The organism is Pseudomonas sp. SC3(2021), assembly GCF_019856535.1.
In the GTDB taxonomy this organism is placed as follows: domain Bacteria; phylum Pseudomonadota; class Gammaproteobacteria; order Pseudomonadales; family Pseudomonadaceae; genus Aquipseudomonas; species Aquipseudomonas monsensis.
The window spans coordinates 5,294,080-5,312,756 of record NZ_CP082236.1 but is presented as its reverse complement, the minus strand read 5'-3'; the positions used below and the strand labels follow the sequence as shown (position 1 = coordinate 5,312,756).

The 18,677-nt window shown below is 60.9% G+C and carries 19 protein-coding genes; 5 read left to right on the top strand and 14 right to left on the bottom strand.

What is annotated here, in order from left to right:
* Positions 1–22: 22 nt before the first annotated feature.
* Positions 23–958: a Ppx/GppA family phosphatase gene (locus K5Y35_RS23595; protein ID WP_186748652.1), complete on the bottom strand. Its 936-nt coding sequence runs from the start codon at positions 956–958 to the stop codon at positions 23–25.
* Positions 959–1,267: 309 nt separating this feature from the next.
* Here K5Y35_RS23595 and K5Y35_RS23590 point away from each other — a divergent pair, with 309 nt between their 5' ends.
* Complete coding sequence (locus K5Y35_RS23590; protein WP_007918027.1) at positions 1,268–1,495, top strand: ParD-like family protein; 228 nt, start codon at positions 1,268–1,270, stop codon at positions 1,493–1,495.
* A complete protein-coding gene (gene map, locus K5Y35_RS23585) occupies positions 1,492–2,283 on the top strand; it encodes a type I methionyl aminopeptidase (RefSeq protein ID WP_222833101.1) in 792 nt (263 codons plus the stop codon). The genes K5Y35_RS23590 and map overlap by 4 nt, the downstream gene beginning before the upstream one ends.
* 202 nt (positions 2,284–2,485) lie before the next feature.
* Here map and K5Y35_RS23580 read toward each other — a convergent pair whose 3' ends face one another.
* The 5 genes from K5Y35_RS23580 to ribBA all read right to left on the bottom strand — a co-directional run bounded on the left by K5Y35_RS23580 (position 2,486) and on the right by ribBA (position 7,926).
* Positions 2,486–3,640 (bottom strand): ABC transporter ATP-binding protein, encoded by a 1,155-nt coding sequence (locus K5Y35_RS23580; RefSeq protein ID WP_222833100.1) that lies wholly within the window; start codon positions 3,638–3,640, stop codon positions 2,486–2,488.
* A 17-nt stretch (positions 3,641–3,657) separates the two neighbouring features.
* Positions 3,658–4,467, bottom strand: coding sequence for an ABC transporter permease (locus K5Y35_RS23575; protein ID WP_025111627.1), 810 nt, complete (start codon positions 4,465–4,467; stop codon positions 3,658–3,660).
* A 6-nt stretch (positions 4,468–4,473) separates the two neighbouring features.
* On the bottom strand, positions 4,474–5,418 hold the full coding sequence (locus K5Y35_RS23570; RefSeq protein ID WP_177490400.1) for an ABC transporter permease: 945 nt from the start codon (positions 5,416–5,418) through the stop codon (positions 4,474–4,476).
* A complete protein-coding gene (locus tag K5Y35_RS23565; RefSeq protein ID WP_123467973.1) occupies positions 5,415–6,440 on the bottom strand; it encodes an ABC transporter substrate-binding protein in 1,026 nt (341 codons plus the stop codon). Before K5Y35_RS23565 ends, K5Y35_RS23570 begins: the two co-directional genes overlap by 4 nt.
* A gap of 376 nt (positions 6,441–6,816) precedes the next feature.
* Complete coding sequence (gene ribBA / locus K5Y35_RS23560; protein ID WP_123467975.1) at positions 6,817–7,926, bottom strand: bifunctional 3,4-dihydroxy-2-butanone-4-phosphate synthase/GTP cyclohydrolase II; 1,110 nt, start codon at positions 7,924–7,926, stop codon at positions 6,817–6,819.
* A 68-nt stretch (positions 7,927–7,994) separates the two neighbouring features.
* Between ribBA and K5Y35_RS23555 the strand changes: the two genes are divergently transcribed.
* Positions 7,995–8,291, top strand: a complete 297-nt coding sequence (locus K5Y35_RS23555) for a DUF1330 domain-containing protein (RefSeq protein WP_222833099.1) — start codon at positions 7,995–7,997, stop codon at positions 8,289–8,291.
* A gap of 80 nt (positions 8,292–8,371) precedes the next feature.
* On the opposite strand, the gene K5Y35_RS23550 is transcribed toward K5Y35_RS23555, so the two are convergent.
* The 7 genes from K5Y35_RS23550 to K5Y35_RS23520 form a co-directional block, all read right to left on the bottom strand.
* On the bottom strand, positions 8,372–8,935 hold the full coding sequence (locus K5Y35_RS23550; RefSeq protein ID WP_123467979.1) for an NUDIX hydrolase: 564 nt from the start codon (positions 8,933–8,935) through the stop codon (positions 8,372–8,374).
* 1 nt (position 8,936) lies between these two features.
* Positions 8,937–9,689, bottom strand: coding sequence for a GntR family transcriptional regulator (locus tag K5Y35_RS23545; protein ID WP_116256671.1), 753 nt, complete (start codon positions 9,687–9,689; stop codon positions 8,937–8,939).
* 58 nt (positions 9,690–9,747) lie between these two features.
* Complete coding sequence (locus tag K5Y35_RS23540) at positions 9,748–10,137, bottom strand: carboxymuconolactone decarboxylase family protein (RefSeq protein ID WP_222833098.1); 390 nt, start codon at positions 10,135–10,137, stop codon at positions 9,748–9,750.
* Positions 10,138–10,268: 131 nt separating this feature from the next.
* Positions 10,269–10,754: a flavin reductase family protein gene (locus K5Y35_RS23535; protein ID WP_222833097.1), complete on the bottom strand. Its 486-nt coding sequence runs from the start codon at positions 10,752–10,754 to the stop codon at positions 10,269–10,271.
* 12 nt (positions 10,755–10,766) lie between these two features.
* Positions 10,767–12,248, bottom strand: coding sequence for an aldehyde dehydrogenase (locus tag K5Y35_RS23530; protein WP_222833096.1), 1,482 nt, complete (start codon positions 12,246–12,248; stop codon positions 10,767–10,769).
* Positions 12,245–13,078, bottom strand: a complete 834-nt coding sequence (locus K5Y35_RS23525) for an alpha/beta fold hydrolase (RefSeq protein ID WP_123467987.1) — start codon at positions 13,076–13,078, stop codon at positions 12,245–12,247. The genes K5Y35_RS23530 and K5Y35_RS23525 overlap by 4 nt, the downstream gene beginning before the upstream one ends.
* A 31-nt stretch (positions 13,079–13,109) precedes the next feature.
* The gene (locus K5Y35_RS23520; RefSeq protein WP_128613767.1) at positions 13,110–13,700 is read right to left on the bottom strand and encodes an amino acid synthesis family protein; all 591 of its coding nucleotides are present in this window, start codon (positions 13,698–13,700) and stop codon (positions 13,110–13,112) included.
* Positions 13,701–14,149: 449 nt separating this feature from the next.
* Between K5Y35_RS23520 and K5Y35_RS23515 the strand changes: the two genes are divergently transcribed.
* Positions 14,150–15,193: a WD40/YVTN/BNR-like repeat-containing protein gene (locus K5Y35_RS23515; protein WP_222833095.1), complete on the top strand. Its 1,044-nt coding sequence runs from the start codon at positions 14,150–14,152 to the stop codon at positions 15,191–15,193.
* A complete protein-coding gene (locus K5Y35_RS23510) occupies positions 15,190–17,574 on the top strand; it encodes an efflux RND transporter permease subunit (RefSeq protein WP_123467995.1) in 2,385 nt (794 codons plus the stop codon). Before K5Y35_RS23515 ends, K5Y35_RS23510 begins: the two co-directional genes overlap by 4 nt.
* Positions 17,575–17,924: 350 nt before the next feature.
* On the opposite strand, the gene K5Y35_RS23505 is transcribed toward K5Y35_RS23510, so the two are convergent.
* On the bottom strand, positions 17,925–18,644 hold the full coding sequence (locus K5Y35_RS23505; RefSeq protein WP_123467997.1) for a FadR/GntR family transcriptional regulator: 720 nt from the start codon (positions 18,642–18,644) through the stop codon (positions 17,925–17,927).
* Positions 18,645–18,677: the final 33 nt, after the last annotated feature.

Below are 18,677 nucleotides of genomic sequence, written 5' to 3'. Positions count from 1 at the left end.
AGACGAATCTGCCGGAGGGGGATTAATGCTTGCTCATCAAACCGTGCAGTACGCCCAGGCGCAGGCCGGGTTCGGACGGCACCATTTGCGAAATGCCGAACACCTTGAACGCCGCCAGCATCAACACCAGGCCACCGGGCAGAATGCTCTGGCGGTGCGCTTGCAGGCCGGCGAGTTTCAGTTGCTGGACGTTCTTCACTTTCAGCAGCAGTAACGACAGGCGCAACAGCCCACCGTAGGTAATGCCGTCGTGGCCGAAGTCGTTCAGGCGATTGGCCTTGAGCACCTTGGCGAGCATGCGCGCGGTGCCGGAGGAGCCAATGGTTTGCTGCCAGCCTTGCGCGCGATAGCGGCGGGCGACTTTTTCAAATTGCAGGATGGCGACGCGCTCGGCTTCTTGCAGGGCACCGGGGGTAATGCGCCCATCGGGAAAATAGCGCGCGCCCAGCGTGCCGCTGCCGATGGCAATGCTTTCAGTCAGCAACGGTTGCGAGCCTTGGCCGAGGATCAGTTCGGTGGAACCGCCACCAATATCGACCACCAGACGCATGTCGTCGGCAGTCGGCAGTGCATGCGCCACGCCGGCATACACCAGCCGAGCCTCTTCATGTCCGGAAATGACGTCGATGTCAAAGCCCAGATGCCGCTCGGCGCTGGCGAGAAACAGTTGTGCATTGTCGGCTTCGCGCACGGCGCTGGTGGCCACCGCACGCACCCGACCCGCTTCGAACCCCCGCAGCTTTTTGCCGAACCGCGCCAACGCCTGCCAGCCGCGATCCAGCGCCAGGGTGTCCAGCGCGCCACCGTCAAACCCCTCGGCCAGGCGCACCGGTTCGCGCAAGGTTTTCACCTCCTGAATCATGAAGCCTTTGCGGCTGCGGACCGACTGGCCGATCATCATGCGAAATGCATTCGAACCCAGGTCGATGGCGGCAAACAGCGAGGCGTCTTCTTTCATGGGAGTCCTTGCGAAACGTCCGTCTCAAGGCTCAAGACGGTTTGCGAGGATTCTGCCGTGAAGTTGATGACATCCTGATGACGGCAGCGGGGCGGTTCAATGAATGTGTGTCTGTCATGACACTGTCATTATCCGGCGTCTATGCTGAGCCCAATACATCGCGTGTTCTTAAAGTTTTTGCTGCCTCTTTTGGCAGCTTTTTTTTGCCTGCGATTTGCCGCGCTACGTCCTGCAGATTGTGTGCGTTTGCAATTTGGTGAAAGGCTTGGCTAATATACGATACATATACACATCGTATCGGATTCATATATGGGCATCGTAAAGATTTCTGAGGACATGCACGAGAACCTGCGCATCTCCAGCAATGCACTCAGCCGCTCGATCAACGCGCAGGCCGAGCACTGGATGCGCATCGGCATGCTCGCCGAGCTGCACCCCAACCTCGACCACAGCGCCATTTGCCGCTTGCTGATTCGCGCCGAACAGAACGGCGGGCTGGATCTGCAACAACTGACTCAGGAAGCCGTCAGCGCATGAGAAACCAGATCAAGATCAATACGCCCGCCGAGATCGCGCAATCACGCGCCGCCGGCCAACTCGCCGCTGAAGTACTGGCGATGCTGGTGCCGCATGTAAAGGCCGGTGTGACCACCGACGAACTGGATCGGCTGTGCAACGACTACATCGTCAATGTGCAGAAAGCGGTTCCGGCCAACGTCGGTTATCACGGTTTCCCGAAAACCGTCTGTGCTTCGGTCAACGACGTGGTGTGCCACGGCATTCCCTCGGGTACGCCGTTGCAGGATGGCGACATCGTCAACCTCGACATCGCGGTGATCAAGGACGGCTGGTTCGGTGATACCAGCCGCATGTACGTGGTCGGCGAGGCGACGCCTGAGGCGCAGCACCTGATCAACACCACCTATGAGGCCATGTGCGCGGGTATTCGGGTGGTCAAGCCGGGCGCCACATTGGGCGATATCGGCCATGCGATTCAGAGTCTGGCGGAGAGGGAAGGCTTCAGCGTGGTGCGCGAGTACTGCGGGCACGGGATCGGCAAGGTCTATCACGATGAGCCGCAGATTCTGCATTACGGTTTTCCCAATCAGGGCATGAAGCTCAAGGCAGGGATGATTTTCACTGTTGAACCGATGCTCAATGCCGGCAAGCGCCATGTGAAGAACATGCCAGATGGCTGGACCGTACTGACCAAGGATGGCTCGTTGTCGGCGCAGTGGGAGCACATGGTGGCGGTGACGGAGACGGGGTTTGAAATCCTTACGGCGTGGCCGGATGAGATTGAAGGCTACCGCGCCATCGTCTGATACCGCGTCGTCTGTTTCCCTCACCCTGGCCCTCTCCCCGAGGGAGAGGGGACTGACCGGGTTGTTTGGACGAGTTACGCCGACCTGAAAATACCGCGTCGAACTCAGGTCTTGAACAGCACGGAGATCGGCTCCCTTTCCCCCTCGCCCCCTTGGGGGAGAGGGCTGGGGTGAGGGGGTAAATCCCACAGACAACACGCTATCAGTGGGCGCCGGCCGCTTTGTTCAGGTCACTTTCGGTCCATTCGGTGTAGACGCAGGCATCAGCGGTGGCCCAGCGCACCCGCACCGGGTCGCCAGCCTTGAGCGGCATGCCTGCCGCCGATAACGCTTTCACCGTCATCGACGTCCCGCCCGAAGTGACCACGCTGCAGGTCTGGCTCTCCCCGAGGAATAGCACTTCCACGACCTTCGCTGACACTTCGTTCCAGCCCGCCGGCAGCGGCTCATCGCTCGCCTGCTGCACGCTCAGTGCCAAGGCTTTCTCCGGCCGCACCATTAGCAACACATCCTGATCCGTGTGCAACCCGGTTGTCAGTCGAATCGACAACGATTGCCCCTCAAAACTCGCCGCTGCATTGCCTTGCGCCTTGAGCTTGAGGAAGTTCGAATTACCGAGAAACGACGCGACAAACGCATTCGGCGGGTTCTGATACAGGTCATAACCGCTGCCCAGCCCGACAATCTTGCCGTGACTGAAAATCGCGATGCGTTGCGACAAACGCATGGCTTCTTCCTGGTCGTGGGTCACGTAGACGATGGTGATGCCCAGGCGCCGATGCAGCTGACGCAGTTCATCCTGCAAATCCTCACGCAGCTTTTTGTCCAGTGCACCGAGCGGTTCGTCCATCAACAGGATGCGTGGCTCGTAAACCAGCGCCCGGGCGATGGCGACCCGTTGCTGCTGGCCGCCAGACAGTTGCGAAGGGCGGCGATGGGCGAACTGTTCCAGTTGCACCAGTTTGAGCATCGCGTCAACACGCTTGTCACGTTCGGCGGCGGCGAGTTTGCGGATCGCCAGCGGGAAGGCGATGTTGTCGCGCACCGACAGATGCGGGAACAGCGAATAGCGCTGGAACACCATGCCGATGTCGCGCTTGTGCGGCGGCACGTTGACCAGCGACTGACCGTTGACCAGGATCTCGCCGCTGCTCGGTGTTTCGAAGCCGGCGAGCATCGACAGCGTGGTGCTTTTGCCCGAGCCGCTGGAGCCGAGAAAGGTCAGGAACTCGCCGTCCTTGATGTCCAGCGAGATGTTGTCCACGGCGGCAAAGTCACCGTAGTGCTTGTTCAGGTTACGCAGGCTGACCAGGGGTTTGTCGTTCTGCAGGGATGCGTCTTTGATCACGGCACTCATGTCGTACTCCTGGGCGCTCAGGCGCTGATTTCGTTGCGCCGGCGCAGGGCGGCGGCGATCACCATGACCAACACCGACAGGCCGATCAGCAGCGTCGAAGCGACGGCGATCACCGGGGTCAGGTCCTGGCGCAAAGTGGTCCACATTTTCACGGGAAGGGTTTGCAGGGTGGGGCTGGCCATCATCACGCTGAGCACCACTTCGTCCCACGAAACGAGGAAGGCGAAGAGGGCGCCGGCGACCATTCCCGGACGGATCGCCGGGAACGTCACCTTGAACACTGCTTGCAGGCGCGAGGCACCGCAGATCACCGCCGCGTCTTCAATCGACTGATCAAACAGCTTCAGCGAGTTGATGATCGAGATGATGGTAAATGGCAGCGCGACGATCACATGGCTGACGACGAAAGCGAACATCGTCCCTGTGTAACCGAGCTTGAGAAACAGCGCGTATACCGCCACGGCGATGATCACCAGCGGCACGATCATCGGCAGGGTGAACAGGCCGTAGAGCATTTCCCGGCCAGGAAAACGCCCGCGTACCAGCGCAAACGCGGTCGGCAAACCGAGGGCCACTGCGCAGATCGTGGTCAGCACGGCCACCTTGAGGCTGGCCGCCGCGGCGTTCATCCAGTCGGCGTTGGAGAAGAACTGGCCGTACCATTTCAGCGTCCAGCCCGGCGGCGGGAACACCAGCCACTGCGAGGAACCAAACGACAACAGGACAATGAACACGATCGGCAACAGCAGGAACAGACCGATCAGTCCGGTGGTTGCATACAAGCCGAAACGCATCCGCCGGCTCATGGCATTGGGAGTCAGTAGCATCTCGGCTTACCTCGCGTTACTGGCGCCAACCGGAGACTCCGGCTGAAGCTTCAGGTAGAAGTAGAACAGCACCAGGGTGATCGCGATCAGCAATGCGGCGCCGGCACTGGCCAGGCCCCAGTTGAGGAACGATTGCACCTGCTGAATGATGAACTCCGGCAGCATCATGTTCTGCGCCCCGCCGAGCAGCGCCGGGGTGACGTAGTAACCGAGCGACATCACGAACACCATCAACCCGCCAGACGCCAGGCCCGGCCGGCACAGCGGCAGGAACACCCGGAAGAAGTTGGTCCACGGGCTGGCGCCGCAGATCGAGCCGGCCTGCAGGATCATCGGGTCGATGGCCTGCATGGTTGCCTGCAACGGCAGGACGATGAACGGGATCATGATGTAGCTCATGCCGATCACCACGCCGGTCAGGTTGTGCACCATTTCCAGCGGCTGATCGATGATGCCCATGGCCATGAGCGCCTTATTGATCACCCCCGAGGCTTGCAGCAGCACCAGCCACGAATAGGTGCGGGCGAGCAGGCTGGTCCACATCGACAGCAGCACGATGTTGAGGATCCAGCGCCCCCAACCGCGTGGCACCAAAGTGATCGCCCAGGCCAGCGGAAAGCCGAGCAACAGGCTGAAAATCGTCACCAGTCCGGCCACCGAGAAGGTGTTGAGCAGCACCCGGGCGTACGCCGAGTTGGCGAACAGTTGTTCATAGTTGCCAAGGCCCGGGGTCGGTTCGAGCACGCCGCGCAACAGCAGGCCAATCAACGGCGCGAGAAAGAACAGGCCGAGGAACAGCAGTGCCGGTACGAGGTTGCCGGCGCCGCGCCAGCGTTGTTTGAGGGACGGGGCTTGCGCCATTGCACTCGCCTTGCCTGTGGCCGGACCGGCAGCGCTCGCGGCGCTCCCGGTGGCAGTGGAGGGACGGGACGCAGTGGCCGCCATTTTCATTTGACCAGCCATTCGTTCCACCGTGTCGCGATGGCTTGACCGTTCTTGGCCCAGTACGCGAAATCAAGAGTGATCTGATCCTTAGCGTAGGCAGTCGGCAGGTTCGGGGCCAGCACCGAGTCCAGGCGCGCCACGCTGTCGACGTTGACCGGGGCGTAGGCGGTCAGGTTGGAGAAGTCGGCTTGGCCTTTGGCACTGCTGGCGGTGGCCAGGAACTTCATCGCCGCGTCCTTGTTTTTCGAACCTTTTGGAATCACCAGAATGTCGGCCATGACCAGGTTCTGCTTCCAGCTCACGCCGACTGGCGCGCCGTCTTCCTGCAGGGCGTGGATCCGACCGTTCCAGAACTGGCCCATGCTCGCTTCACCGGAGGCCAGCAGTTGCTGCGACTGCGCGCCGCCACCCCACCAGACGATGTCTTTCTTGATGGTGTCGAGTTTCTTGAAGGCGCGATCCAAATCCAGCGGGTAGAGCTTGTCAGCCGGCACCCCGTCGGCCAGCAGCGCCAGTTCGAGCACGCCGGGGCTTGGCCATTTGTACAGGGCGCGTTTGCCGGGGTAGGTCTTGGTGTCGAACAGGGCGCTCCAGTCCTGCGGCTTGTTGGCGCCGAGTTTGCCCTCGTTGTAGCCGAGGACGAAGGAGAAGAAGAACGAGCCGACGCCGTAATCGCTGACGAAACGCGGGTCGATCTTGTCGCGCTGGATGACTTTGAAATCGAGGGGTTCGAGCAGGCCTTCAGCCGCTGCGCGCAGGGCGAAGTCGGCTTCGACATCGACCACATCCCACTGCACGTTGCCGCTTTCGACCATGGCCTTGAGTTTGCCGTAGTCGGTCGGACCGTCCTGCACCACGGTGATGCCGCTGGCCTTGCTGAACGGATCGGCCCACGCCTGTTTCTGCGCATCCTGGGTGCTACCGCCCCAGCTGACAAAGTTCACACTCTCGGCGGCCATCGCGGCCTGGCCGGTCACGCTCAGCAGTCCCGCAAAAAGGATTGCGGTTGCAGCTTTGTTCAACACCATTTTTACGCCCTCATTGTTGTGTTTTTGAGCGGGCTTGCGTTGTTGCCCGCCTGTCGGGAGCAGTAGACGGGCGGTTTTTCAGGTCGTCCGGTATATGGAATATCATATTATGGTATTCCAAGCTTTGTGCAAGCACTTTGCCTTACCGGTTATCTGTTGATTATGGGTTTTTGGATGTGCTCGGCATGAGATGAAGGGTGCACTGCAGATCCAGCCCCTCACCCCAGCCCTCTCCCAATGGGAGAGGGGGAAAGGGGGCCGATCTTTGTGTTGTTCAAAACCTGAGTTCGACTCGATATTTCAGGTCGATGGATAACGGGCCAACAACTCGGTCGGCTCCCTCTCCCTCGGGGAGAGGGCTGGGGTGAGGGCAGCTTCACTCGATAAACGGAATACTCTCGACCACTTCCAGGTCATACCCCGTCAACCCCGCATACTTCAGCGGCGGCCCAAGATGCCGCAGCTTGCCAACCCCAAGGTTCTGCAGAATCTGCGCCCCGGTGCCCACCTCCGAATAGATCCGCGATTGCGAACGACTGAACTGCCGCGGCGGCTGAGTCAGTTGCGGCACGCGCTCGAGCAACGCCTGCGACGATTCGTGATTGGCCAGCACCACCACAACCCCATGACCTTCAGCCGCGACCCGTTGCAGTGCCGCCCACAGCGTCCAGTTGCTCGGGCCGCTGTATTCGGCGCCGACCAGATCGCGCAGTGGGTCGATCACATGCACGCGCACCAGCGTCGGCTCTTCACGGCGCAGATCGCCCATGACCATCGCCATGTGCACGCCACCCTCAATGCGATCCTCAAAGGTGATCAGGCGGAAGGTGCCATGCACGGTAGGCAACTCACGTTCCCCAATGCGTTCGATGGTGTGCTCGGTGCTCAGGCGGTAGTGGATCAGGTCGGCGATGGTGCCGATCTTGATCCCGTGCTTGCGCGCGAATACTTCCAGGTCCGGGCGGCGGGCCATGGTGCCGTCGTCGTTCATCACTTCGACGATCACCGAGGCCGGGGTGAAACCGGCGAGGCGCGCCAGGTCACAACCGGCTTCGGTGTGGCCGGCGCGGGTCAGCACGCCACCTTCCTTGGCGCGCAGCGGGAAGATGTGGCCGGGTTGCACCAGGTCTTCGGCACGGGCGTCTTTGGCCACGGCGGCCGCGACCGTACGCGCGCGATCAGCGGCGGAGATGCCGGTGGTGACGCCAACCGCCGCTTCAATCGACACGGTGAACGCAGTGCTGAACACGCTGCCGTTGGCAGGCACCATTTGCTCCAGGCCCAGGCGTTGGCAATGCTCGTCGGTCAGCGTCAGGCAGATCAGCCCACGCGCTTCGCGGGCCATGAAGCTGATCGCCTCGGGTGTGCAGCAGTCGGCGGCCAGCAGCAGGTCGCCTTCGTTTTCCCGATCTTCGTCATCGACCAGCAAGACCATTTTGCCGAGACGATACTCTTCGATGATTTCTTCGATGCTGTTGAAGGCCATGCTGGACTCTCAGGGTTCGTTGGAAATATATTGGTATACCATAATACAAAATCAACAAAGAGGTCACTATGAAGGCGTACTGGATTGCCCACGTGGATGTCGCCGATGCCGAGCACTACAGCCAATACACCCAGCGTGCGCCGCAGGCGTTCGCCGAGTTCGGTGCAAAGTTTTTAGCCCGGGGCGGGCGCAGCGAAGCGCTGGAGGGCAGGCCTACCCCTCAGCGTAGCGTGGTGATCGAGTTCGAGAGCTACGAGCAGGCGCTGGCGTGCTACCACTCGGCGGCATATCAGGAGGCGAAACGTTATCGCGAGGAATGGGCGAGGGCGGAAATCATCATCGTCGAAGGCATCACCCCACCCTGAAGCTCACAGCAGTGATCGTTCCTACGCTCTCGTTCCCACGCGGAGGGTGGGAACGATCAGGCAGGCAATGTCAGGGGGATTCAGCGGATAAAGTGGATCTTCCCACTGTCATCATTGCCCATGTAAATCCCATACACCCCGGCCTGACGCTCCTCGATATAACGCTCGAGGATCTGCCGGATCGCCGGGTAGTAGATCTGCTCCCACGGGATGTCTTCGGGGGCGAAGAATTTGTAGTCAAGGGTTTCCGGCCCGTACTGCCCGGTGATCTCCAGCGCGATGGCGCGGAAGATGATGTACACCTCGCTGATCGTCGGCACGCTGAAAATCGAGTACGGCGAGATGATTTCCGCACGCACGCCGCTTTCTTCCCAGACTTCGCGCAGCGCCGCCTGTTCGGTGGTTTCGCCGCTTTCCATGAAACCTGCGGGCAGCGTCCAGGTGCCCGGGCGCGGCGGGATCGCCCGTTGGCACAAGAGGTATTTGCCGTCCTGCTCGATGATGCAGCCGGCGATGATCTTCGGATTGACGTAGTGGATGTAGCCGCAGGCGCGGCACATCAGGCGCTCGTGCGTATCGCCCGGCGGCACCTGCTGACCGAGGTCAGGGCCACCGCATTTCGGGCAAAAGCTCGGGCTGAACATATCAGTGACCTATACGCGGTTCTTTCAGCGCGATCGGCAGGGTGATGTTCGGCGTGGCGCCGGTTTCTTCCTGTTTGCGCTTGAGGTAGTCGAGGGCCACGGCTGCGGCGGCACGTACGTGATCGACACAAGCCTGGTGCGCCGCCAGCGGATCGCCGCTCTTGATCGCCTCGACCATTTTTTCCATTTCGTGGTTACTCGCGCCGCGCCGGTTTTCCTGGGACACCGACGTCGCGCGCAGGTAGCTGATGCGCGCCTGCAACTGGCGCAGCTGCGTGGCTGCAACATGGTTGCCCGAGCCTTCGAGCAGTACGTCGTAGAAGCCCTGCACCGAGTCGATCACCTGTTGCAGTTCGCCGTCCTTGAGCGCCTTGCGGTTGTCGTCGAGAGCTTTTTCCAGGGCCTTGATGTCCTTGGCCTTGGCGCGCAGGGTGAACAGCTGGACGATCAGGCCTTCAAGCACACAGCGCAGCTCATAGATGTCGACCGCATCGGCCAGAGTGATGATCGCCACCCGTGGGCCCTTGGCATCGGCGAATTCAACCAGGCCTTCGGATTCAAGGTGACGCAAGGCTTCACGCACCGACGTGCGGCTGACACCGAGGCGGTCGCACAGATCGCGCTCCACCAGACGATCCCCTGGCATGAGCTGGAAATTCATGATCGCGCTACGCAGTTTATCCAGCACGATTTCGCGCAGGGTAACGGGGTTGCGATTGACCTTGAAGCTGTCGTCGAGTGGCTGGCGTTTCATGGGGTCCGCTCTTTAAGTTGGCTGTCCATGCCAGACGGGCATCTAAACAGCCGAGGGGTTAACTGGAGGCCTCGGCGTCGGCTTCGGCGAAGGCTTCACGGGCGAGCCGGAAACTGTCCACGGCTGCCGGGACGCCGCAATAAATACCGACCTGAAGCAGAATTTCGCGTATTTGCTCACGACTCAGGCCGTTACGCAAGGCGCCGCGCACATGCAGCTTGAGTTCATGCGGACGGTTCAGCGCCGAGATCATCGCCAGGTTGATCATGCTGCGCTCCTTGAGCGACAAGCCCTCGCGCCCCCAGACATGGCCCCAGCAGTATTCAGTGACCATTTCCTGCAACGGACGGGTGAAGTCGTCGGCGTTGTCTATTGAACGCTGTACATAAGCTTCGCCGAGCACCTCAGTGCGGATTTTCAGGCCTTGTTCGTACTTTTCGTTATTCATATTCTTTGCCTCGCCTCAGTCCCTGTGGGAGCTGGCTTGCCAGCGATGGCGGACTATCAGCCAACATCAATGTTGAATGTTAAGCCCTCATCGCTGGCAAGCCAGCTCCCACAGGGTTTTGCATTGTTGTCTCAGGCCAGGGTCGGCAACGGACCGAGCTTGCCCTTGTGATAAATCATTGGCGTTACCGGTTGTTCGGGCAGGATCAGGTGTTTCACCGCGCCAACGATGATCGCGTGATCACCACCGTCGTACTCGCGCCACAATTCGCACTCGATGATCGCCGTGGCCTTGGCGAGAATCGGGTTACCGAGATCGCTCAGGTGCCACTCGATGTTCTTGGCCTTGTCCTTGCCTTTTCCGGCGAAGGCGTAGGCCTCGGCGGTCTGGTCGGCGGACAGCAAGTGGATCGCGAATTTCTTGCTGTCGCGCAGCACCGGGTAGGTGTCGGAGGCGTAGTTGGGGCAGAACAGCACCAGTGCCGGATCAATCGACAGCGCACTGAAGGCGCTGGCGGTGATGCCGACGATGCCGCCGTCCGGGTCAAGGGTGGTGACCACCGTGACCCCGGACGGGAACGAGCTCATCACGTCTTTGTAAATGCCGGGTTCGATCATGTCGCGGTACTCCTAGCGCATCACAAACGGATCAGGCATCGGCGCCTGAGAGAGGTTGATCCACACCGTTTTCAGTTCGGTGTAGGCCAGCACCGAGTCGATGCCGCTTTCGCGTCCATAGCCACTGTTCTTGAAGCCGCCGATCGGCGCCATCGCCGACACCGCGCGGTAGGTGTTGACCCAGATGATCCCCGAGCGCACGTCGCGAGCCAGGCGATGGGCGCGGCCCAGGTCGCGGGTCCATATGCCGGCGGCAAGGCCAAACTGCGAGTCGTTGGCGATCGCCAGTGCTTCGGCCTCATCTTTGAAGCGAATCACCGAAGCCACCGGGCCGAAGACTTCTTCCTGCATGATCTTCATTGAGTTGCGGTCGCACTCGAACAGCGTCGGCTCGTAGAACCAGCCTTCACCGAGATCGGTCGGGCGCTTGCCGCCGGTGCGCAAACGTGCGCCTTCAGCGATGGCATCAGCGACCAGACCTTCGACCACCGCCAGTTGCTGCGCGGTGGCCATCGGGCCCATCTCACTGTTGTCCTCTTGCGGGTTGCCGATGCGAATGCGCTGGGCGCGTTCGACCAGTCGGTTGACGAATTCGTCGTAGATTTCGTCCTGCACCAACAGGCGCGAACCGGACACACAACTCTGCCCGGACGCCGCGTAGATCCCGGCAATCGCGCCGTTGATCGCGCTGTCCAGATCGGCGTCGGCGAAGATGATGTTCGGCGACTTGCCGCCCAGTTCCAGCGACAGCTTGGCAAAGTTTTCGGCGCTGCTGCGCACCACATGCCGCGCTGTCGCCGCGCCGCCGGTGAAGGCGATTTTGCGGATCAGCGGATGGCGGGTGAGGGCGGCGCCGGTGCTCGGGCCGTAACCGGTGACGACGTTGACCACGCCCGGCGGAATTCCGGCTTCGAGGGCCAGGCGTGCCAGCTCGAGGATGGTCGCCGAAGCATGTTCGGACGGCTTGATCACGATGGTGTTGCCGGCGGCGAGGGCCGGAGCCAGTTTGATCGCGGTCAGGTACAGCGGGCTGTTCCACGGAATGATCGCCGCGACTACGCCCATGGCTTCGTGCACGGTGTAGGCGAACAGATCCGGCTTATCCAGCGGCAGGGTGCCGCCTTCGAGCTTGTCGGCCAGACCGGCGGTGTAGTGGAAGAACTCCGGCAGGTAGCCGACCTGGCCACGGGTTTCGCGGATCAGCTTGCCGTTGTCGCGGCTTTCCAGCAGCGCCAGTTGTTCCTTGTTCTCGGCGATCAAATCACCGAGACGCCGTAGCAGTTTGCCGCGTGCGGTGGCGGTGAGGCCGCGCCAGGCCGGGCTGTCGAAGGCCGTCTGCGCTGCTTGCACGGCGCGTTCGACGTCCGCTTCATCTGCGTCGGGCAGTTCGGCCCAGGCTTGCGCGCAAGCAGGGTTAAGGCTTTCGAAAGTCTTGCCGGAGAGGGCGTCGACCCATTCTCCGCCGATGCACATCTGGAAGCGTGCGAGTGTCATGCAACGATCCCCTTTATATGGTTTTGTCGGGCGTGTGCGTATTCGAGAAATTCCAGCAGCGTCTGGTTGACCAGGCGCGGCGACTCTACCGGCATCATATGCCGTTGCTCGGCCAGCACCGCAACCTTCGCACCGGGGATGCGTCGGGCCAGTTGCTCGGCCATTTCCGGGGTCGAACCCGGGTCGAGCTCGCCAGTGGCGATCAGCGTCGGCGCCTGAATGCTGCCCAGGTCGTCGGCGCGGTACATGTCTTGGGTGGCGAACAGTTCGTAGGTGGTCAGGTAGCCTTGCGGATCATTGCCGGCCAGGGTCTGGCGGATCGCTGCGATCTGCGCCGGGTTGGCGGCTTGATATTCGCGGCTGAACCAACGCGACAGCGCCGCTTCGGCGTTGGCGTCGGGACCATGTTCGGCCGCTTGCGCGGTGCGCGCGATCACGCCGGCACGCTGTTCTTCGCTGCGGTTGAACACGCTGTTCAACACCACCAGACTTTGCAGGCGCTCCGGGTAATGCAGGGCAAAGGCCCGCGCCACCAGACCGCCCATGGAGAAACCGATCACCGCTGCCTGGGGCAGATTCAAGTGATCGAGCAGCTCCAGCAACTGATCGGCGTAACCCAGCAGCGCGGTGCCGCTGGCCGGACGCGGGCTGGCGCCATGGCCGAGCATGTCGTAGGCGATCACCCGGTATTGGCTGGACAGGCCGACAATCTGGCCGCCCCACATTTCTTTGTTCAGGCCCACGCCGTGGATCAAAACCACGGGCTGGCCTTGGCCGGTCGCCAGGTAACTGGTGCCCGCCGGGGTGAGTTCAGCGGTGAGCCGAATCATGGAGCGCTCCTGCAATGCCTTTTTATTGTGATTACTGGGCTTTTTCGGCAGCCAGTTCTTCCAGGTCGATGTAGCGGTTGCCGATGCGCGGGTGCAGGCGACCACCGTCGGCGCAACCGAGCACCACGACGATTTCGTCGGCACGCGGCGCGTCTTCGATCTGCATTTCCAGGGTGATGTAGTGCGAACGCTGGCCTTCGTCGTCCTTGTGCATCATCGGGATCTGAATCGAGGTGCCCGGACCGCCGCGCTTGTTGGTGAAGCTCAGGTAGCTCTTGGCCTTGACCGCTTCGCGGTAGTGGTTGCCGAAGCGCAGGGTGTGGATCACCGCGGAGGCGTGTTCGATCTCGCCGTCGGCACCGACCACAGCCGCTTTGCCGTAGGCCTCGATTTTTTCCGCACCGCCAATGATGCCGACCAGACGCTCGACCATCAGTGCGCCGAGGTCGGAGCAGTTGGCGCGGATCTGCGGCTTGAGGTCTTCAACGAAACCGTTGCCCACCCAAGGGTTCTTCATCACCACCGCCAGGCCGACCATGGTCACTGGCTTGTCAGCCGCCTTGCCGCCTTCGATAAAGGTTTCTTCGACATAGCTGACGATCTTGCGAATTTCGAAACTCATGAGCTGCTCCGTGGGGGATTAAGAGTGTCTGTGCGTCTGATGGTATACCATAATACCGATCGTGCAAGTCCCCTCGATGACTTTTGCCGCATCACCCCGGCGAATGGTCATGTATTCAAATCCCACAACCACCACCAACCCCTGTGGGAGCGAGCTTGCTCGCGAAGGCGGCGTAACGGTCACCCTCTTTATTGGCTGATCCACCGCTTTCGCGAGCAAGCTCGCTCCCACAGGGAAATTCATTCGTTACAGAGGGCCGCTTTCGGTTAACAAAAGATAACGTGGCGCCGATTGTCAGACGTTTCGAAAGCCCGATAGGATGAGCCAGCTTCCGAAGTGGCTCTGGATTGCGGGTTTCAGGACTATGCTTCTGACTAGCCGTCAGCGGAGCACACTTGCGGCGCCCTTGAAGGCCAAATGGCCTAACAATAATAAATAGGGGAAGGTTTATGAGTCGTTGCCGCCCGCCGGCGTTACGCAACACCGCGTTGCTGGCCACAGCACTCTCGCTGCTGGGCTTTGCCACCTTGTCGGCACCTGTGAGTGCTGCCGAAGCGCCGGCCGACGTGGTTTACGCCACCGCATCAGCCAAAGCCGCGAAAAGCCTGATGCTCGACGTCGTCCACGCCGGCACCCGGTTGGTGGCGGTGGGTGATCGCGGGCACATTCTCTATTCCGACGACCAGGGCAAGACCTGGACCCAGGCCAAGGTGCCGACCCGGCAACTGCTGACGGCGGTGTACTTTGTCGATGACAAACACGGCTGGGCCGTCGGCCATGACGCGCAGATCCTTGCCAGCGAAGACGGCGGTCTGACCTGGAGCAAGCAATTCGAAGACCTCAAACGTGAATCGCCGCTGCTCGACGTCTGGTTCAAGGACGTCAACAGCGGCATGGCCGTGGGCGCTTACGGCGCGCTGCTGGAAACCACCGACGGCGGCAAGCACTGGGAAGACGTCAGTGACCGCCTCGACAACGAAGACCAGTTCCACCTCAACGCCATTGCGGCGGTGAAGGATGCCGGGCTGTTCATCGTCGGCGAGTCGGGCAGCATGTTTCGCTCCGCCGACTGGGGCCAGACCTGGGAAAAACTCGAAGGCCCGTACGAAGGTTCGCTGTTCGGCGTGATCGGCACGGCGCAACCGCAGACCCTGCTGGCTTATGGCTTGCGCGGCAACCTCTATCGCTCCACCGACTTCGGCAGCACCTGGGAGCAGGTCGAGCTGAAAGCCGCACGCGGTGCGCTGGAATTCGGCCTGTCCGGCGCGACCCTGCTCGAAGACGGCTCGATCGTGATCGTCGGTAACGGCGGTTCGGTGATCAGCAGCAGCGACAACGGCGAAACCTTCAGCGTGTTCAACCGCCCGGATCGTATTTCGCTGTCATCGGTCGCCGCTGCCGGTGACGGCAACCTGATTCTGACCGGGCAGGGCGGTGTCCACACCACGCTGCCGAACGGTGCCGAGATCAATAATAAGAAGGCGGGGCTATGACTTCCTTGATCACTCCTCAGCAGGACAAGGCGACGTTTCTCGAACGCCTGATTTTCAACAACCGCCCGGCGGTGATTCTGATCTGTCTGGTGGTGAGTATTTTCCTGTTCTGGCAGGCCACGCTGATCCGGCCGTCCACCAGTTTCGAAAAAATGATTCCGCTCAAGCATCCGTTCATCGAGAAGATGATGGAGCACCGCAACGATCTGGCGAACCTGGGCAACACCGTGCGCATTTCGGTGGAGGCCAAGGACGGCGACATCTTCTCCAAGGAGTACATGGAGACCCTGCGGCAGATCAACGACGAGGTGTTCTACATCTCCGGCGTCGACCGCTCTGGCCTCAAGTCGCTGTGGAGCCCGAGCGTACGCTGGACCGAAGTGACCGAAGAAGGTTTTGCCGGTGGCGAAGTGATCCCGCAGAGCTACAACGGCTCTCAGGACAGCCTCGACCTGCTGCGCAACAACGTGCTCAAGTCCGGGCAAGTCGGGCGCCTGGTGGCCAACGACTTCAAGTCGAGCATCGTCGATATCCCGCTGCTGGAGTCCTACCCGGACCCGGAAGACCAGGGCAAGTTGCTGGCCCTGGACTATCGCAAGTTCTCCCATGAGCTCGAAGACAAGATCCGCAACAAGTTCGAAGCGCAGAACCCCAACGTCAAGATCCACATCGTCGGTTTCGCCAAGAAGGTCGGCGACCTGATCGACGGTCTGGTGATGGTGGTGCTGTTCTTCGGCATCGCCTTCGTCATCACCCTGATCCTGCTGCTGTGGTTCACCAACTGCCTGCGCAGCACCATTGCGGTGTTGAGTACGACGCTGGTCGCGGTGGTCTGGCAGCTTGGCTTGATGCACTTCTTCGGCTTCGGACTCGACCCGTATTCGATGCTGGTGCCGTTCCTGATTTTCGCCATCGGCATTTCCCACGGCGTGCAGAAGATCAACGGTATCGCCCTGCAATCGAGTGAAGCCGACAACGCCCTGACCGCGGCGCGGCGCACCTTCCGGCAACTGTTCCTGCCGGGGATGATCGCGATTCTCGCTGACGCGGTGGGCTTCATCACGCTGCTGATCATCGACATCGGCGTGATTCGCGAACTGGCCATCGGCGCGTCAATCGGCGTGGCGGTGATCGTGTTCACCAACCTGATCCTGCTGCCGGTCGCCATTTCCTATGTCGGCATCAGCAAACGCGCCATCGCCAAGAGCAAGAAAGATGCGAACCGCGAACATCCGTTCTGGCGCCTGCTGTCGAACTTCGCCAACCCGAAAGTCGCACGCATCTCGGTGGTGCTGGCACTGATCGCCTTCGGCGGCGGCCTCTGGTACAGCCAGAACCTGAAAATCGGCGACCTCGACCAAGGCGCGCCGGAACTGCGGCCGGACTCGCGCTACAACAAGGACAACAACTTCATCATCAATAACTACTCGACCAGTTCCGACGTGCTGGTGGTGATGGTCAAGACCAAGGCTGAAGGTTGCTCGCGCTTTGAGGCCATGGCGCCGATTGATGAGCTGATGTGGAAGATGCAGAACACCGAGGGCGTGCAGTCGGCGATCTCGCTGGTGACGGTGTCCAAGCAGATGATCAAGGGCATGAACGAGGGCAACCTGAAATGGGAAACCCTGTCACGCAACCCGGACGTGCTGAACAACTCGATTGCCCGCGCCGATGGCCTGTATAACAACAGTTGCTCGTTGGCGCCAGTGCTGGTGTTCCTCAACGATCACAAGGCTGAAACCCTGGATCGCGCGGTGCATGCGGTGCAGGAATTCGCCAAGGCCAACAACAAGGACGGTCTGGAATTCATTCTCGCGGCCGGTAACGCCGGGATCGAAGCGGCCACCAACGAAGTCATCAAGCAGGCCGAGCTGACCATCCTGATCCTGGTGTACATCTGCGTGGCGGTAATGTGCATGATCACCTTCCGTTCGTGGGCGGCGACCCTGTGCATCGTCCTGCCGCTGGTGCTGACCTCGGTACTCGGCAACGCACTGATGGCGTTCATGGGCATTGGCGTGAAGGTCGCGACCTTGCCGGTGGTGGCGCTGGGTGTGGGGATTGGCGTGGACTACGGCATCTACATCTACAGCCGCCTGGAAAGTTTCCTGCGCGCGGGGTTGCCGTTGCAGGAAGCCTATTACCAGACCCTGAAATCCACCGGTAAAGCCGTGCTGTTCACCGGTTTGTGCCTGGCCATCGGCGTGTGCACCTGGATCTTCTCGGCGATCAAGTTCCAGGCCGACATGGGGCTGATGCTGACCTTCATGCTGCTCTGGAACATGTTCGGCGCGCTGTGGCTGCTGCCGGCCCTGGCGAAGTTCCTGATCAAGCCGGAGAAACTGGCGGGGCAGAAGGGCAATTCGCTGTTTGCGCATTGATCTGAAGGGCTCAAACGACAAAGCCGCAACCTTAGGGTTGCGGCTTTTTTTGTGGCTCAAGATCAACAGCCCCTCACCCTAGCCCTCTCCCGGAGGGAGAGGGGACTGACCGAGGTGTGCGACTTGATACATCGACCTGAAACACCGAGTCGATTATGGATTCACAGCAAATCGTTCGACTTGAGATGCCGAGTCGATTATGGATTCACAGCAAATCGTTCGACTTGAGATGCCGAGTCGATTATGGATTCACAGCAGATCGTTCAAGTCGGCGTAGTTCTTGAATATCCCCCAATCGGTCCCCTCTACCTCTGGGAGAGGGCTAGGGTGAGGGCAGAAGATCTCAAGTCTTAGGTAAGTTCAGCGCCAAGCACAGCACTCAATGCGCTGCGGGCATCATCCAGTTGCACCAACGTCGCATGCCGAGCACCAAGGGCATCACGATTCTCAATCGCCGTCAAAATCGCCTTGTGCCGAGGCAACGCCAATTCATGCAGATTCGGCCGCTGATTCGAGTGCTTCAACGCCTCGGCAATCGCCACCGACAACATGTTGCACAGGTTCGCCAACAGATCATTGTGCGTCGCATCGGCAATCCGGCTGTGGAAATCCAGGTCCGGTTGCAGCAAGGCTTCCGGTGTCGGCGCCGCTTCCATGCGCTGGTAAGCCTCACCAATCGCCGCAATGTCGGCCTCGGTCGCATGCTGGGCGGCGAGGGCGGCAGCGGCCGGTTCGATGATGCTGCGCACGCTGGTCAGCACATTGAAGAATTCGTTCTGCGGGCTACTCTGCATCAGCCAGTGCAGCACGTCCGGGTCGAGCATGTGCCATTCGCGGCGCGCTTTGACGACGGTTCCGACCCGTGGTTTGGAATACACCAGCCCCTTGGCCACCAGCACCCGTGTGGCTTCGCGCAACACCGGCCGGCTGACCGCGTATTCCTCGCAGAGCAAGGCTTCGGCGGGCAGTTTGTCGTCGGGCAAAAAGCGTCCGGAGACGATCTGCATGCCCAGTTCCTGGACAATGCGCGAGTGCATGCTTTTACGGTCGGAAGGTTTGCGGTAATCCATGGGGAGCGGCGCGATCCTGAGCGATGGAGATGC